Here is a 16,328-nt window from a genome sequence, read left to right as displayed (position 1 = left end):
CGCCGACTGTATACCCATTCGGCGGGGTATGGGGAAGGGGGTGCCGGGTCGAGCAGGTGAGTGGGGCCAGATCCTTTCCCGATGGAAAAGGGATCTGACCCCGAGCCATCAGCCGACTTCGTAGAGTTCCAGCGGCAGGCCGTCCGGGTCGGCGAAGAAGGTGAAGCGGCGGCCGGTGTATTCGTCCACGCGGACCGGTTCGCAGTCCACGCCGCAGCTGGCCAGGCGCTGGATGAATGGCTCCAGCGCGGCCACGCGGAAGGCCAGGTGACGCAGGCCCTGTGCCTCCGGGCGGCTGGGCCGGGGCGGTGGTGACGGGAACGAGAACAGTTCCAGCTGGCCGCCATCGGGCAGTGCCAGGTCCAGCTTCCACGAATCGCGCGCGGCACGGTGGTTCTCGGCCAGTACGCGCAGGCCGAGGATGCGCACGTAGAAATCCTTCGAGCGCGCATAGTCGCTGCAGATCAGCGCGGCATGATGGATGCCCAGCAGGGCGGTCGGATCGTCGGTCATTGCAGGATGTCCAGCCAGCGCTGGGCGATCTTCAGCGCCAGCGGATAGGGTTCGGGGTCGTTGCGGTTGCTCAGCACGATCACTGTCAGATGCCGGTCCGGATAGCGCAGGATGACGTTGCGGAAGCCGATGCTTTCCCCGCTGTGCCACTGCATGCGGCCGTTGAGGCGCCAGCCGAAGCCGTAATGCGGTACGTCCGGTTCGGTGGTTGCGGTGGCCGGGCTGAACATCGCCTGCCGCGATGCGGCTGACAGCAGGCGGTCGTCGTACAGTGCGGCATCCCAGCGGGCGAGGTCGTCCAGCGAGGAATAGATGCCACCATCACCCAGCACGGCACTGGTGGTGCTCTGGTCGGTGCGCTGCCAGCGACCGTCGAGCCAGCTGTAGCCGTAGGCCCGCGCAGTGACCGTATCGACGCCGTCCTGGTGGGCGACGGTGTGGGTCATGTGCAGCGGGCCGAAGATCCGCTGCTGCAGGAAGGTGGCGAAATCCTGGCCAGACGCGCGACCGACGATCAGCGCCAGCAGCGCATAACCGCTGTTGCTGTAGCGGTACGCAGTGCCCGGTGTGAAATCCAGCCGGTCCTCGCGCGCGAGCAGCGCCAGCACGTCCGCGTCGTGCACCTGGCGGCTGTCGGTGGGGTCCATCATGTCCTCATAGTCGGGCAGACCGCTGGTATGCGACAGCAGGTGACGGAGGGTGACGGAGGAGGCCGCAGTGGGAAGTTCCGGCAGCCAGCGTCGCACTGGCTGGTCCAGGCCCAGGCGGCCCTCTTCCACCAGCAGCAGCACGGCGGCGGCGGTGAACTGCTTGCTCACCGAGGCCAGCCGGAAATTGCTGGCCGCGGTCACCGCGGTGCCATCTTCGACCACCGCCAGGCCGTACCCGCGGCGGAACACCGCCTGCCCGTCGTGCAGCACCAGTACCGCTGCTCCCGGCACCTGGCCATCGTAGGCCTGCATCAGGCCATCGATGCCCGCATCCGGTGGCATCACCGCCGGTGCGGCAGGCGCGGCCTGCCGCAGCAGGGCCAGTACGGCAGCGAACACGACGGTGGCGGGACGCATGAGGGCTCCGTGGCGATCAGGGGGCCGGCGCGGCCCCCGGCGGTTGTGACAGCCATCGTTCCATCTTCCGCTCCAGCACGTCCAGCGGCATCGAGCCGTCCTTCAGCAGTTCGGCATGGAAACGGCGCAGATCGAATGCCGCACCCTGGCGTGCCTGGGCCTTGTCGCGGAGTGCCAGCAGGGTGGTCAGGCCGGCCACGTTGGACAGTGCCTGCGCGGGCTGGGCCATGATCCGCTCCACTTCGGCATTGGCATCGTCGCTGCTCATGTCCACGGTTTTCTGCAGGTAGGCGACGGCCTGCTGCTTGCTCCAGCCCTGAGCATGCACGCCGGTGTCGGCGACCACGCGCGCTGCGCGCAGCAGGCGCGAGGAGAGATAGCCGATGCGGTCGTAGGGATCGGTGTAGACGCCCAGCGTTTCCCCCAGCGTTTCCGAGTACAGGCCCCAGCCTTCGATGAAGGCCAGGTCGCCGCCGGCACGCCGGAAGCGCGGCTGCTTGGCCAGCTCCTGCTGCAGACCCAGCTGCACGTGGTGGCCGGGGATGCCTTCATGCAGGTACTGCACCGGCACGTTCCAGCGCTTGCGGCTGGGCAGGTCGCGGGTGTTCACATACAGCACCCCGGCCTCGCCGGGCTGTGTCGGCTGGTAGGAGGCCGCGGCCGCGGTGAGCGCACGCTCGGGCTCCACTGCACGGATGTCCAGGGCAGCCTTCGGCAGCGTGTCGAGCACCTGCGGCAGGCGCGTGGCGACCTGCTGCTGCACCTGGCGGTAGCGGCCGAGCAGCGCGTTGGCGTCGCCATACTGGAACTGGCGATCACTGCGCATGCTGCGCAGAAGCTTGGTCGGCGTGCCGCGCAGCTTCGCATCCTTCATCACTGCGGCGATCTGCGCCTGCAGCTCCTGCACGCGCTGTTCGCCGAGCGCATGCCATTGCGCGGGTGTCTGTTCGCTGGCCGTGGTCTGCACGATCAGGTTGGCGTACCACGCCTGGCCATTGGGCAGGGCCCCCAGACCGCTGCTGGTCCGCGTGGCCGGCAGGTACTCGGTGGCGATGAAGCCGCGCAGGGCGCGGTAGGACGGCATGATGCGCAGTTCGATCATGCGCTTGTACTCGGCACTGATGCGCGCCTTGTCCTCGGCGGAAATCGACTCCGGCATGGTCCGGATCGGCGACCAGAAGATGCTTTCCTCGGCGGTCGGCTTGATCACCGCATCCAGCTGCGGCAGCACTTTTTCCATCAGGTCGCGCGGCTGCACCACACCGGCCTTCATGCCCTGGCGCATGTTGTCGATGGCCTGGTCGAACAGCGCCGGAATGCCCAGCGAGCGGCGCGACCAGGTGTCGTAGTCCTGCACGGTATTGAACGGCTGCGCACCCGCGCCGGCACCGAGAATGGCCATGATGCTGCCGACGTTGTAGTACTGGCTGATCGGCATCATCCAGCTGGGATACGGCTCGGCGGCCAAGGTCGCGCGCGCGTCGCGCACGAAGATCTCGTAGCTCAGCAGGTCCTGGCCCTGCAGGCCGTCGCTGCCGATCTTCTCGACCTTGCCCAGCCACTCTACGGTGAAGTCATGCGACTGCTGGCGCCACGCCGCGGACAGGATGTTCGGCAGCTGGTCGTTGTAGCGGGTTTCGCCCTGGAAGGTCGCCTGCAGCGGGTTCAACCGCATCGACGCATCCCAGTATTCGTCATAGAGGCGCTCCAGCTGGACCGTTTTGGGCACAGTGCGGGCGGCGGCGACCGGGCGCGCGGGGGAGCGGGTGGCGCTGCGTGCCGGTGCGGTGGCGCGCGTGCTGGGCCGCGCCTTGGGCTTGGCCGCCGGACGGCTCTGCGTCGCAGCGGGCCGGCTGGCCTTCTTCTTCGCAGCTTCGGCCGACGGAACGGCGCTGAACAGGAACAACGCGGCAATGGCGGCGGCCAGGGCGCGGGTGGAATACGGCATCAGGAGCTTCCGTGGAACACAGACCGTGGAGCTTGCACGATCCGGCCGCGTACGGCCAGCGCGGGGGCGCAGTCAGCTGGCGCCCGCTGGGCCTTCAGTCAGCCGCGGCCGCAGCCCGCAGCGCGGCCGCGCGCTCGACACCCAGGTATCGGGTGATCGCACGGCGCATCAGGTACAGCAGGGGAATCAGGGCGATCGCAAAGCCCATCTTGTAGACGTAGTTGACGCTGCTCACCGCCAGGAACAGCGATGTCGGCCACTGCTGCGGGCCGAGCACGAAAGCGATCCAGATCACCACGAAGCTGTCCACCAGCTGCGACACCGCGGTGGAACCGGTAGCGCGCAACCAGACGTGGCGCTCGCCGGTGGCCTGCCGGATCCTGTGGAACACGGCCACGTCGATCAGCTGGCCGAGCAGGAAGGCCACCAGCGAACCGGCAATGGTCCACATGCCCTGGCCGAACACCGCTGCGAACGCGGCCTGGTAGTCGGGCACGCCATGGGCGTTCATCGAGGTGACCCACCAGCTGGCCGGCGCCAGCGAGATCGCCGCGAAAGCGAACAGGAAGCCGTAGGCGATCAGCACCACCGCCAACCACGAGATGAAACGCACCCCGCGCTTGCCGAAGAACTCGTTGATGGTGTCGGTCATGATGAACACCACCGGCCACAGCAGTGTGCCGGCGGTGAAGCTCAACGATCCGGTCTGGCCGAACAGGTTCCAGTTCAGCGGGTCGATGCCGAGCGTGTCTTCCAGCGCGAAGATCTTCACTCCGATCAGCTCGGCCAGCACGGCATTGCCGCAGAAGAACGCGGCCAGCACGATGAACAGCAGGACCGCGCGGTCCTGCAGCGGGCGCTCGACCGGCGTCGTGCTCATTCGGTGCGTTCGCCCGCGCGGGTGAACGGCACGCTGGCTGGCGCCACAGCACCACCGGAAATGATGAAGCTCATCGCCTGGTCCACGGTCCAGTCGGTGGGTGTGAGCAGTTCCACCGGCACGATTTCAAGATAGCCGGAGGTCGGGTTCGGCGTGGTCGGCACGTACACCGCTGCCAGTTCGCGGTCGGTACCGTGTTCCTTGATCACCCGCGTGACCAGGCCGACCGATTTCATGTCGCGGTGCGGGAAGTCGATCAGCACGACGCGCTGCGTGCTGCCGGGTTCGGTCTGCAGCATGTCCAGCAGCTTCTTGGCGCTGTCGTAGATGATGCTGGCCAGCGGGATCCGCTTGATCACCGCGCCGATCCAGCGCAGCAGGCGCTGGCCGAGCACGCGGCGGCTGGCCACGCCCACGGCCAGGATCACCAGCAGCGTGGCCAGCAGCGCGATGGTGTTCTGGATCCACTCCGCGCGCACCCAGCCCAGGTAATGCGGGAAGCTGGTCGCGATCTGCTCCGACAGGGGCACCACCAGCGGGCTTGAAATACCCGACAGCAGTACGAACACGAATTTGACCACGACCCAGGTGAGCCAGATCGGCAGCAGGGTCAGCAGGCCGGTCAGGAACAGGCGCTGCAGGGAGGGGCGGGGGACCAGGGAGGGGGCTTCGAGCGACATGGGCGCATTGTAGCGGCCAGTGCTTGCCGATGATGCAGGGGAATGCGGCCGGGATCAGCGTGCGTGCGGCTTCAGCCGCAGGTAGACCTGCTTGCGCACCTGGGCGACCACCTCGCCGCTTTCATCGACCACATCGTTGCTGAACCAGCGCAGCACTTTGCCGCCGCCGGCAGCGTCGGCGCGCAGTTCGTCCAGCAGCGCATCGTCGATGCGGAACGACGTGCGCACGGTGCCGCGCCCCGGCTTGAGGAAGTCGATCGCGCCGGCGCGGTCCCACACGTAGTAGTCGCGGCCGAGGATATGCAGCAGGCCCAGCATCCAGAACGGGTCGGTCATCGCGAACAGGCTGCCACCGAAGTGGGTGCCCACGTAGTTGCGGTTCCAGAAGCGCTGGCGCAGCTCGACGTCGATCTGCCGGTAGTCCGGGCTGACCCGGGTGACGTGGATGCCGGTGAACAGGAAGGGCGGCCACAGGTTGATGCCGAAACGGAACAGGCGGGCGTTCATGTGCATCGCGAGGGCGGAGGGCGGGCCCCAAGTCTAACCATTCGCATGCGTATGTTGTAGCTGTGCGCGGCGCGGCGCGTGTCACCCTGCGGCGTCGATCACGTAGCCGTCGCGACCATTGGCCTTGGCCTGGTACAGCGCCGCGTCGGCACCTTCCACGAAATGATGGGGTTGCAGCTCGCCATTGGGGATGCGGGTATAGACGCCGATGGTCAGGGTGATGCCGCCGTCATGGCCTTCGCCTGGTGCGGGCAGGGCGCGGATGCTCTGGATGAGGTCTTCGATCACCTGCCGCGCGCCCTCGGCCGGCGTATCCGGCAGCACCAGCGCGAACTCGTCGCCGCCGTAGCGTGCCGCCTTGTCGCGCGGGCGACGCGCGTGCGCGGCGATCTGCCGCGCCACTTCGCGCAGTACGCGATCGCCGACCTGGTGACCGTGACGGTCGTTGTGGTGCTTGAAGTGATCGACGTCGATCAGCGCGAGCGTGAGCGGCTTGCCGCTGCGCCGTGCGGCATCGCATTCCTGCTGCAGCGACTGTTCGAAACGCAGCCGGTTGCCCAGGCCGGTCAGCGCGTCACGGTTGGCCAGCCGGTGCCAGGCCGCGATCCGCCATATCGCCCAGGCCAGCAGCACCAGCACGATGCCCAGCATCGCGCTGGCCGGTGCCCACCACAGGTTGCCGGCGCGCAGCAGCGCCCAGCTCAGCAGCGGGGCCAGCGGCAGCGAACAGAGCGCCGTCAGCCACGGCAGGCGCAGACCGAGGAGGATCACGCACAGCGCCACCAGCAGGCCACCGATGGCGTCCTGGCAGAGCCGTGGCAGGACGTGGATCTGCCTGCCCTGCAGCAGCATCGAGGCGATGTTGGCCTGGTACTCGCTGCCGCTCATCCAGTACTCGCGCGTGGTCGGCGTGAGCAGGCGCGGGGCGATGCCGCTGGCGGTCATGCCGACCACGATGCGTCGCCCATGCAGCATCGCCATGTCCACGTGGCCCTCGAGCACGTCGGCATAGGACACCTGCGGCAATCGTTCCGGCGGGCCGGCGTAGCGCACCCGCACGTAATCGTCGCGGCGCCACTGATAGGGGGAATCGACCTCCGGCTCGGGATCCGGCAGGCCGTCGATCGCGCTGGCGGGCAGTCCGGCCAGGGCCAGGCCCAGCGCAGGCCAATGCGGCTGGCCGATGCCGGCGCGCAGGTACACCCCACGGGCGACGCCATCGCCATCCACTTCGACATCGCTGTGGCCGATCGCCGCAGCGCTGGCCGCGATCAGTGGAATGGGCAGCAGTTCCTCGGCCATGCGGTCGCCGGCTGCCGGCGCCGCCAGCACGGGCAGTACGACGTGGCCATTGCGCCGGATCGCGGCGGCCAGGATTTCGTCCTGGCGGCTGTCGCGGCGGTCGGGTTCGGACAGCATCAGGTCCAGTGCGATGCGTTCGGCGCCGGCGTCGGTAAGGCGATCAAGCAGGCGCGCATGTACCGAGCGCGGCCATGGCCATTGGCCGATGCGCTGCAGGCTGCCTTCGTCGATGGCGATGATCAGCACGCTGGGGTCGGGTCGATAGTCCCAGCCGCCGACCATCGCGTCGTAGGCCGCTTCATCCTGGCGCCACAGCCACTGGCCATGGCTGGCCACGGCCGTCAGCACACCGGCCAGCACGGCCAGTGCGATCCGTCGGGACCATGGAAGCGGCGAACGCCTCATAACAACAGCCAGAGCAGCAGCGCACCGCCGCCGCCGGCGCCGTAGCACAGGCGGCAGGGCAGCTTGACCTGCTGCGCGGGCGAGAAATCGCCTGCGTGCCCGTCGTCGTCGATGTACTGCACGCGCACGTGCAGGGTGCCGCTCCATGGCCGCTTGAAGCTGACCTGGGGCTGCTCGACGGTTTCATCGAGCATCGGGCTGGCGAAGTCGCCACGACGATCCACCTGCACGCGGTAGCGCTGGCCTTCGCTGCCGGCCTGCCAGCGCAGGGTCAGTTGGCCATGCGCCGCCTCGGGCGGCTGCAGGGCAGGGTCCACCGGTTCGTTGGTCAGCTGCAGTGGCAGCGCTTGTCCATAGCGCCCCTGGTGGCCGTTGTCATCGCGCGAGGCAACGCGCCAGTAGTACTGGCCCGGCGGCAGGGGCTGCGCCAGGCGCAGGTCGGTACCGGTGCTGGCCTGCTCCTGCAGCGGCTGCGTGAACGTCGGTTCTGCAGCGACCTGCAGCACGCTGCTGCTCGCGCCCGGGGCCTGGGTCCAGCGGAACCGGGGGCGATCGCTGTTGACGGTCTGGCCGTGCAGCGGAGAGACGGTCAACGGCGGCGGCGGTTGGTCGCTGAGTTCGAAGTCGGCACTGGCGTCCAGGCCCTCCACGCCCTGTGCGTCGACCGCACGCAGCAGCACACGCAGCTCGCCGGGCGGCAGATCGCCGATCGCCAGTCGCGTGTCGGCGGTGGTGGCGGCGAACAGCAGGATTTCCGGGGTGGCCGCCTGCACCACCTCCACCCGGTAGTGGTCGGCCCCGGCGACCGGGTCCCAGGCCAGCAGGCTCGGCAGGGGGGCCAGTCTCAGCTCATCCTGGCGCAGCGTCGGCGCCGGCAGCAGCGCGGCCACGGCGGCGGGCGCCTTGTCGGCGCTGGCGTTGCGGCTGGCCTGGCCCGGACGGACAAGGCGCTGGCCGTGGGTGTTGGCGACCTGCACCCGTCCTTCCAGCACTTCGGTGGCACCGATCCGGCCGGCATCGCCATCGCCGGCGCTGACGCGGAAGACCGTGCCGCGCACGCTGCTGGTCGCCGTCGGCGCATCGATGATGTAGCGCGATGCCGGGCCGCGTGCCGGGGTGACCCGGTTGCTGGCGCGGCCCTGCTGCAGGCGCAGGCGGGTATCGACCATGCCGGTTCGGCCGTAGCGGCTGAGCTGGTCCAGGCGCAGGCGCGAATACTCGCGCAGCTGCAACCGCGAGGCATCGGCGAATTCGAGGGTGATGCTGGAGTCGCCTTCGGTTTCCACGGTGTCGCCGATGCGCAGCTGCTCTCCGGCCCGCACCGCGCGGGTGGCGCTGCCATCGCCGCCCACCAGCCCGACCTTGCCGCGCACGGACAGGACCCGTGCCGGCGCAGGCTCGGTGCGCAGCCAGCTGATCGGGAAGCGCAGCAGCTGGCCCGGCGGCAGCTGATAGGGATTGGCGATGCGGTTGTGCTGCTGCAGCTGTTGCCAGGGCACGGAAGGCTTCAGGTACAGGCCACCCAGGTCCCAGAGGGTGTCACCGGGACGGACCCGGTAGTTCCAGTCCTGTGCGGCGGCGATGGCCGGCAGCAGCAGGAGGGCGCACAGCAGGACACGTTGGAGGCGCGTAATGAAAGGCGAAGTGCGGACGAAGGTCACAGTTTGCAGTCCCGGCAATGCGGAGGCGCAGCAGCAAGACCCAATGGCCCCGACCCTCATCCCCCCGAATGGATCGCGGCGGCCGAACGGCCGCCATCGATCACATTATCGCCCGCGTTCAGTGCAGGGATTCTGAACGGGACAGGCTTCCGTTCAGAACAGCAGCGAGGCCATCTTCCTGCGGTACTGCCCGACCAGGTCCTCCTCGGAGATCACATTGAAGGCGTCGATCAGGGTCCTGCGCGGCAATCCGTCCTCGAAACCGCGGTCGATCCGCAGCATTTCCAGGAACTGGGCCAGGGCCGCCTCGTCCTGGCCCTCCAGCAGCAGCTGCACGCCGCGCAGATGGCGCGCCTTGAGGTCGCTGCCATCGGCGGCGATGCGTGATTCGAGCACCTCGGCGGCCGGGGCGTCCTTGAGTGCGGACGCGAAGGCCAGGCGTGCACGGGCGCGCACGGCGCGGTCGTCGGTGGCCAGGTTGGCTGGCAGGCGGTCGATCAGCGTACCGGCTTCATCCACGCCGCCGATCTGCAGCAGGGCCAGGGCCAGGTCGAGCTTCAGCTCGTCCTTGTCCGGTTCGGCGGCGATCTGCGCGCGCAGCACGTCCACCTGTGCCTGCGGGTCCAGCGGTGCCTCCTCCTCGCTGACGGTATCGCCGACATCAGCGGGGACGATGCCGTGCTGGGCGAGGAACTCGCGCAGCTGGCCCTCCGGGATGGCGCCGGGGAAGCCGTCCACCAGCTGCCCGTCCTTGACCAGGAACACGGTCGGCACCGAGCGGATCTGGAAGGCGGCAGCGATCTGCTGTTCCTTGTCGACATCGACCTTGGCCAGCTCGAAGGCGCCGTTGTACTCGCCGGCCAGCTTTTCCAGCATCGGTCCCAGGGTCTTGCACGGACCGCACCAGGTGGCCCAGAAATCGACCAGCACCGGCGTCTGCAGCGACTTCTGCAGGACTTCGGCCTCGAAGGTCGCAGTGGTGGCGTCGAATACGTAGGTCGTCTCGGTCATGGAGGAGGCATCGCTTGGCATCTGGAGAGGGATTCTATGGTGGCGGAACCTGCTCGTCTCAACCCGGGCCGCTGCAAATGGCCGACAATGCAGCCTTCCTGTTGCCGCTGTCGTGGAGCCTGCATGTCGTCGCCGTCCCCCTTGCTGCGCCTGTCGGGCGTGATCGCCGCACTCGTCTTCGTGGCTGCGGTCCTCGGCTTCGGTGCCGGCCTCGACGGCTACGCGCAGGCCCGCCATCCGGTGGCGTTGCTGGGCGCGCAGGGGGTGCCGCATGCCCTGGGCTTCAATCTGCTGGGCTTCATGCTGCCGGGCCTGCTGGCGGTGGTGGTGGCCGAATGCCTGCGCCGGCAGCTGCCGGCCACCGCGGGCTGGGCCCCGCGTGTGGGCAGCCAGATGCTGCTGCTGGCCGGCCTGGCGTTCGCCGCCATGGGCGTGCTGCCGCTGGATGTGGATGACCTGCACGGGCTGGCCAGCCAGCTGCATGCCAGCGCCTGGATGGTATGGGTGCTGGGCTTCGTTGCCGGCGCCCTGCTGATGGGCACGGCGCGCCTGCGCGACACACAGGGCCGGGCATTGGGCGGGGTGGCGCTGGCCTGTGGTGTGGTTGCCGCGTTGGCAGCCTTCGCCCTGCAGGGCGTGCTGCCGGCGCCTCTGTCGCAGCGGCTGGCCTTCGCCTGCTGGGCGGTCTGGCTGGCGTTGGCGCTGCCGCTGTCGCGGGCCCGTTGAGACGGTCGCGGGGCCGCCACCGGGCCCACAGCCGTCGGACAGGATTGGAGACGTTTGCCGCACTGCGGTACGCTGTACCGCTTTGCCGCCGCATCCGCGTGTTCCATGACCAGCGCTGAACCCAACGCCTACGACCCGCAGCAGGTTGAATCCGCCGCCCAGCAGTACTGGGACGCCACCCGCGCGTTCGAGGTCGACGAGACTTCCGACAAGCCGAAGTACTACTGCCTGTCGATGCTTCCGTACCCGTCCGGTGCGCTGCACATGGGGCACGTGCGCAATTACACGATCGGTGACGTGATCAGCCGCTACAAGCGCATGACCGGCCACAACGTGCTGCAGCCGATGGGCTGGGACGCGTTCGGCCTGCCGGCGGAAAACGCGGCGATCAAGAACAAAACCGCGCCGGCGGCGTGGACCTACAAGAACATCGACCACATGCGCAGCCAGCTGAAGTCGCTGGGCTATGCCATCGACTGGTCGCGCGAGTTCGCCACCTGCCGTCCGGACTATTACGTCCACGAGCAGCGCATGTTCACCCGTCTGATGCGCAAGGGCCTGGCCTACCGCCGCAACGCGGTGGTGAACTGGGACCCGGTCGACCAGACCGTGCTGGCCAACGAGCAGGTCATCGACGGCCGTGGCTGGCGTTCCGGTGCGCTGGTCGAGAAGCGTGAGATTCCGCAGTGGTTCCTGCGCATTACCGATTACGCCCAGGAGCTGCTGGACGGCCTGGACGAGCTGGACGGCTGGCCGGAATCGGTCAAGACCATGCAGCGCAACTGGATCGGTCGTTCCGAGGGCCTGGAGATCCAGTTCGACGTGCGCGACGTCGATGGCAGCGTGCTGGATCCGCTGCGCGTGTTCACCACCCGCCCGGACACCGTGATGGGCGTGACCTTCGTCTCGATCGCCGCCGAGCACCCGCTGGCGCTGCACGCAGCGAAGAACAATCCGGAACTGGCCGCGCTGCTGTCGGAAATGAAGCAGGGCGGCGTGTCCGAGGCCGAGCTGGAAACCCAGGAAAAGCGCGGCATGGATACCGGCCTGCGCGCCATCCATCCGGTCACCGGCGAGAAGGTGCCGGTGTGGGTCGCCAACTTCGTGCTGATGGGCTATGGCACCGGTGCGGTGATGGCCGTGCCCGGCCATGACCAGCGCGACAACGAAGTGGCCAACAAGTACGGCCTGCCGATCGTGCAGGTCATCGCGCTGAAGGATCCGCGCAATGACGACGAGCGCAATTGGGATGGCGCGCGCTGGCAGGACTGGTACAGCGACAAGAACCGTGCCTTCGAACTGATCAATTCGGCCGAGTTCGACGGGCTGGATTTCCAGGGCGCCTTTGAAGCCCTGGCCGAGCGTTTCGAGCGCAAGGCGCAGGGGCAGCGCCGCGTCAACTACCGCCTGCGCGACTGGGGCGTGAGCCGCCAGCGCTACTGGGGCTGCCCGATTCCGGTGATCTACTGCGCCAAGTGCGGCGCGGTACCGGTGCCGGAAGAGCAGCTGCCGGTGGTGCTGCCGGAGGACGTCGCGTTCTCCGGCACCGGTTCGCCGATCAAGACCGACCCGGAGTGGCGCAAGACCACCTGCCCGGAGTGCGGCGGTGCAGCCGAGCGCGAGACCGATACCTTCGACACCTTCATGGAGTCGAGCTGGTACTACGCGCGCTACACCTCGCCGGGCGCGCGTGATGCCGTGGACAAGCGCGGCAACTACTGGCTGCCGGTGGACCAGTACATCGGTGGCATCGAGCACGCGATCCTGCATCTGATGTACTTCCGCTTCTACCACAAGCTGCTGCGTGACGCGCGGATGGTGGACAGCAACGAACCGGCCCGCAATCTGCTGTGCCAGGGCATGGTGATCGCCGAGACCTATTACCGTCCGAACCCGGACGGTTCCAAGGACTGGATCAATCCCGCCGACGTGGAAGTGCAGCGTGACGAGCGCGGCCGCATCACCGGCGCGACCCTGATCGCCGACGGTCAGCCGGTGGTGGTCGGTGGCACCGAGAAGATGTCCAAGTCGAAGAACAACGGCGTGGACCCGCAGGCGATGGTCGGCAAGTATGGCGCCGACACCGTGCGCCTGTTCTCGATGTTCGCCGCACCGCCGGAACAGTCGCTGGAGTGGAACGAGGCCGGCGTGGACGGCATGGCCCGCTTCCTGCGCCGCCTGTGGGCCCAGGTGCAGAAGCATGCCGCCGAGGGTGCCGCCCCCGCGCTGGACGTGGCCGCGCTGGACGGTGGCCAGAAGGCGCTGCGCCGCAAGACCCACGAGACCATCGGCAAGGTCGGCGACGACTATGGCCGCCGCCACAGCTTCAACACCGCGATCGCTGCGGTGATGGAACTGATGAACGCGCTGGCCAAGTTCGAGGACGGCAGCGAACAGGGCCGCGCGGTGCGTCAGGAAGCACTGCAGGCCATCGTGCTGCTGCTGAATCCGATCACCCCGCATGCCAGCCACGCCCTGTGGCAGGTGCTTGGCCATGGCGAGACGCTGCTGGAGGACCAGCCGTTCCCGCAGGCCGACGCCAGCGCGCTGGTGCGCGACGCGCTGACCCTGGCCGTGCAGGTCAACGGCAAGCTGCGCGGCACCATCGAAGTGGCCGCCGACGCCGCTCGCGAGCAGGTCGAGGCGCTGGCCCTGGCCGAGCCGAATGCAGCGAAGTTCATGGAAGGCCTGACGGTGCGCAAGATCATCATCGTCCCGGGCAAGATCGTGAACATCGTCGCCGCCTGATGTACCCCGCACCGGCCGCCCTCCCGGCGGCCGATGTTCCAGCAACGCGGGGGGCATGCGGTTGATGGCCCTGCGTTCACGCGGTCTCGGGCACGCTGTCTGTTGCCGTGATCGCCCGGCTCCGCCAGACTGTTCTCCATGACCCGACTCCTGCTTGCCCTCGTTCTTGTCCTCGGCCTTGCCGGCTGTGGCTTCCATCTGCGCAACAAGCTGATGTTGCCGACCGACACCGCGCCGGTGAAGGTGGTCTCCACGGCCCCGTACAGTGAACTGGTCAAGCTGCTCAACCGCAGTCTGCAGGCGTCCGGCGCCAAGCTGGCAAGCGAGGATGGCAACGAACCCAGCACCCAGCTGCAGGTGTTGTCCGAACGCTGGGGCGACCTGCCGATCGCGATCGACTCGCAGGGTCGTGCGCAGGAATACAGCCTGCGCTACGCGGTGATCTTCATCTTCCGTCGCGAGGATGGCAGCGAACTGGTGCCGCAGCAGGTGATCGAACTGTCGCGCGACTACGTGTCGCCGCCCACCGACGCGACCGGTACCACCACCGAGCGCGAGATCCTGGCCGATGAACTGCGCCGGGAAATGTCGGCCTCGATCATCCGCCGCATCGACAGCGTGGTCCGTGCCGAAGTCGCGAAGGGGGGCAGCCTGTCCGCGCCGAAGCCGGTCGATCCTGCGGTTCCGGCCGAGCCGACACCGGCACCGGCCATCAAGCCCTGACCGGGACCGGCATGGAACTACGTCCGGAGCAACTGGCCAGCCAGGGCGCTGATACCCCGCTGTCGCCGGTGTACCTGATCGCCGGTCCTGAGACGCTGCGCGTGCTGGAAGCCGCCGACGCGGTCCGTGCGCGGGCGCGCGCCGCCGGCATCGGTGAGCGCGAGGTGTTCGACGCCGATGGTCGCGACTTCGACTGGGGCCAGCTCGACGCCAGCTTCAACGCGCCGAGCCTGTTCAGTGCCCGTCGCCTGGTGGAAGTGCGGTTGCCCAGTGGCAAGCCGGGCAAGGACGGCGCCGAGGTGATCAGCCGGTTCTGCGCCGATCCGGCACCGGACGTCGTGCTGATGATCACCGCCAACGAATGGAGCAAGGCGCACCAGGGCAAGTGGGCTGAAGCGGTGGGCCGGGTCGGCGTGCTGTCGGTGGCCTGGGCGATCAAGCCGCATGAACTGCCCGACTGGATCGAGCGGCGCCTGCGCAGCAAAGGCCTGCGCGCGGATCCGGCCGCGGTGCAGCGCCTGGCCGAGCGCGTGGAGGGCAATCTGCTTGCCGCGGCGCAGGAGATCGACAAGCTGGCGCTGCTGGCCGATGGGCACGCGCTGGACGTGGAGCGCATGGAATCGCTGGTGGCCGATGCCGCCCGCTATGACGTATTCCGGCTGGTGGAAGCCACGTTCTCCGGGCAACCGGCGGCGGTGCTGCGCATGCTTGCCGGCCTGCGCGGCGAAGGCGAGGCGGTGGCCGCGCTGATGCCGATCGTGATCCGGGAACTGCTGGCAGGTGCCGGGCTGGCGCGGGTGCAGGCGCGCGGTGGCAACCTTGCCGCCGAGATGAAATCGCGCGGCATCTGGGAGTCGCGGCAGGCACCGTACAAGCGTGCGCTGCAGCGGCATCCGGAAGGCAAGCGCTGGGAACGTTTCGTGGCCGAGGCCGGGCTGGTCGACCGCATCGCCAAGGGGCGCGCCGACGGCGACGCCTGGCTGGCGCTGGAGCGCCTGCTGGTGGCCGTGGCCGAGCCGCGCGCCGTGCGGCTGCTGGCCCGGGCCTGATCGATGAGCCTGCGGGTCTATTACGGGGGCACCTTCGACCCGGTGCACCTGGGACACCTGGCGATCGCGCGCGCCGCGCGCGATGAGCTGCAGGTCGCGGTGCGGATGCTGCCGGCGGCCGATCCACCGCACCGCCCGGTTCCCGGCGCGACCGCCGAACAGCGCTGCATGATGCTGTCGCTGGCCATCGGCGACGAGCCGGGGCTGCTGCTGGACCGACACGAACTGGATCGGGCCGCGCGCTTTCCCGGTCGCCCGTCCTACACCGTCGATACCCTGCGCGAACTGCGCGGCGAGCTCGGTCCCAGCCGGCCCCTGGCCTGGCTGGTCGGCGCCGACAGCCTGCTGGGCCTGCCCGGCTGGCATGAGTGGGAGGCGCTGTTCGGCCTGGCCCACTTCGTGGTGGCGGAGCGGCCGGGCAGTCCACTGCAGGCCTCGGTCGACGGCGAGCTCGGCCGTGTCCTGGAAGGGCGGTGGGCCGACAGCGAACAGGACCTGTTTGCCAGTCCGGCCGGCCGCATCCTGCGCCTGCACCATCCGCTGCGCGGGGAATCGGCCAGCGCCGTGCGCGCGCAGATCGCCGCGGCAGGGCCCTGGCGTGCCCTGCTGCCGCCGGCGGTGGCCGACTACGTGGCCGCGCAGCGGCTGTACCATCCGGCAACACCGTGAATGCCGCGACCGCGCCATCCCCGTATAATCGCCCCCACGTTTATCGAGTCGATCCACTTTGAGCAACCAGACCCAGCCCCAGACCATCAAGGTCGATCTGCCCAGCCCGCCGCCGTCCGTGCCGGAACTGCTGGCCAGTGTCCGTCAAGCCACCGAAGACCTGAAGGCCAAGGACCTGGTCGAGATCGACGTGCGCGGCCGGTCCAGCGTTGCCGATTACCTGGTGATCGTCTCGGGTACTTCGACCCGCCACGTCAAGTCGATCGCCGACGAGGTCGTGCGCTTCGCCAAGAAGATCGACGTGATGCCGCTCGGGGTTGAGGGCGAGCGCGAAGCCGAGTGGGTACTGGTCGATCTGGGCGACGTGATCGTCCACGTGATGCTGCCGCGCGTGCGTGAGTTCTACGCCCTCGAGCGCCTGTGGACGGTCGGTGACCAG

The 16,328-nt window shown here is 68.6% G+C and carries 15 protein-coding genes; 6 read left to right on the top strand and 9 right to left on the bottom strand.

Annotation, left to right across the window (positions count from 1 at the left end; all coding sequences use genetic code 11):
* Positions 1-108: 108 nt before the first annotated feature.
* The 9 genes from N7367_RS14485 to trxA all read right to left on the bottom strand — a co-directional run bounded on the left by N7367_RS14485 (position 109) and on the right by trxA (position 9,974).
* On the bottom strand, positions 109-513 hold the full coding sequence (locus tag N7367_RS14485) for a VOC family protein (protein WP_053519946.1): 405 nt from the start codon (positions 511-513) through the stop codon (positions 109-111).
* Positions 510-1,580, bottom strand: a complete 1,071-nt coding sequence (locus N7367_RS14480) for a serine hydrolase (RefSeq protein WP_279942648.1) — start codon at positions 1,578-1,580, stop codon at positions 510-512. Before N7367_RS14480 ends, N7367_RS14485 begins: the two co-directional genes overlap by 4 nt.
* Before the next feature lie 16 nt (positions 1,581-1,596).
* Positions 1,597-3,528, bottom strand: a complete 1,932-nt coding sequence (locus tag N7367_RS14475) for a DUF885 family protein (protein ID WP_279942647.1) — start codon at positions 3,526-3,528, stop codon at positions 1,597-1,599.
* A 94-nt stretch (positions 3,529-3,622) separates the two neighbouring features.
* Complete coding sequence (locus tag N7367_RS14470) at positions 3,623-4,408, bottom strand: queuosine precursor transporter (RefSeq protein ID WP_053520127.1); 786 nt, start codon at positions 4,406-4,408, stop codon at positions 3,623-3,625.
* Entirely contained in the window at positions 4,405-5,088 is a 684-nt protein-coding gene (locus N7367_RS14465; RefSeq protein WP_053520126.1) for a DUF502 domain-containing protein, read from the bottom strand. The genes N7367_RS14470 and N7367_RS14465 overlap by 4 nt, the downstream gene beginning before the upstream one ends.
* A gap of 54 nt (positions 5,089-5,142) precedes the next feature.
* Complete coding sequence (locus N7367_RS14460) at positions 5,143-5,595, bottom strand: DUF4442 domain-containing protein (RefSeq protein WP_279942646.1); 453 nt, start codon at positions 5,593-5,595, stop codon at positions 5,143-5,145.
* 81 nt (positions 5,596-5,676) lie between these two features.
* On the bottom strand, positions 5,677-7,302 hold the full coding sequence (locus N7367_RS14455; RefSeq protein ID WP_128990305.1) for a CHASE2 domain-containing protein: 1,626 nt from the start codon (positions 7,300-7,302) through the stop codon (positions 5,677-5,679).
* Positions 7,299-9,008 (bottom strand): FecR domain-containing protein, encoded by a 1,710-nt coding sequence (locus tag N7367_RS14450; RefSeq protein ID WP_065174908.1) that lies wholly within the window; start codon positions 9,006-9,008, stop codon positions 7,299-7,301. The genes N7367_RS14455 and N7367_RS14450 overlap by 4 nt, the downstream gene beginning before the upstream one ends.
* Positions 9,009-9,116: 108 nt before the next feature.
* Complete coding sequence (gene trxA / locus N7367_RS14445; protein WP_279942645.1) at positions 9,117-9,974, bottom strand: thioredoxin; 858 nt, start codon at positions 9,972-9,974, stop codon at positions 9,117-9,119.
* A 123-nt stretch (positions 9,975-10,097) separates the two neighbouring features.
* Between trxA and N7367_RS14440 the strand changes: the two genes are divergently transcribed.
* The 6 genes from N7367_RS14440 to rsfS form a co-directional block, all read left to right on the top strand.
* The gene (locus N7367_RS14440) at positions 10,098-10,700 is read left to right on the top strand and encodes a DUF998 domain-containing protein (RefSeq protein ID WP_279942644.1); all 603 of its coding nucleotides are present in this window, start codon (positions 10,098-10,100) and stop codon (positions 10,698-10,700) included.
* Between the two features lie 105 nt (positions 10,701-10,805).
* Positions 10,806-13,448 carry a leucine--tRNA ligase gene (leuS, locus tag N7367_RS14435; RefSeq protein ID WP_074900259.1) on the top strand — a complete coding sequence of 881 codons (2,643 nt, stop codon included), beginning with the start codon at positions 10,806-10,808 and terminating at the stop codon, positions 13,446-13,448.
* 138 nt (positions 13,449-13,586) lie between these two features.
* Positions 13,587-14,171, top strand: coding sequence for an LPS assembly lipoprotein LptE (lptE, locus tag N7367_RS14430; protein ID WP_053520122.1), 585 nt, complete (start codon positions 13,587-13,589; stop codon positions 14,169-14,171).
* An 11-nt stretch (positions 14,172-14,182) separates the two neighbouring features.
* Complete coding sequence (gene holA / locus N7367_RS14425; protein WP_053520121.1) at positions 14,183-15,220, top strand: DNA polymerase III subunit delta; 1,038 nt, start codon at positions 14,183-14,185, stop codon at positions 15,218-15,220.
* Between the two features lie 3 nt (positions 15,221-15,223).
* A complete protein-coding gene (gene nadD / locus N7367_RS14420) occupies positions 15,224-15,889 on the top strand; it encodes a nicotinate-nucleotide adenylyltransferase (protein ID WP_279942643.1) in 666 nt (221 codons plus the stop codon).
* A gap of 58 nt (positions 15,890-15,947) precedes the next feature.
* The coding region (gene rsfS, locus N7367_RS14415) for a ribosome silencing factor (RefSeq protein ID WP_279942642.1) at positions 15,948-16,328 on the top strand (381 nt) is incomplete at its 3' end.

The organism is Stenotrophomonas sp. GD04145, assembly GCF_029835135.1.
Classification (GTDB): domain Bacteria; phylum Pseudomonadota; class Gammaproteobacteria; order Xanthomonadales; family Xanthomonadaceae; genus Stenotrophomonas; species Stenotrophomonas maltophilia_P.
This window is presented reverse-complemented; position numbering and strand designations above follow the sequence as displayed.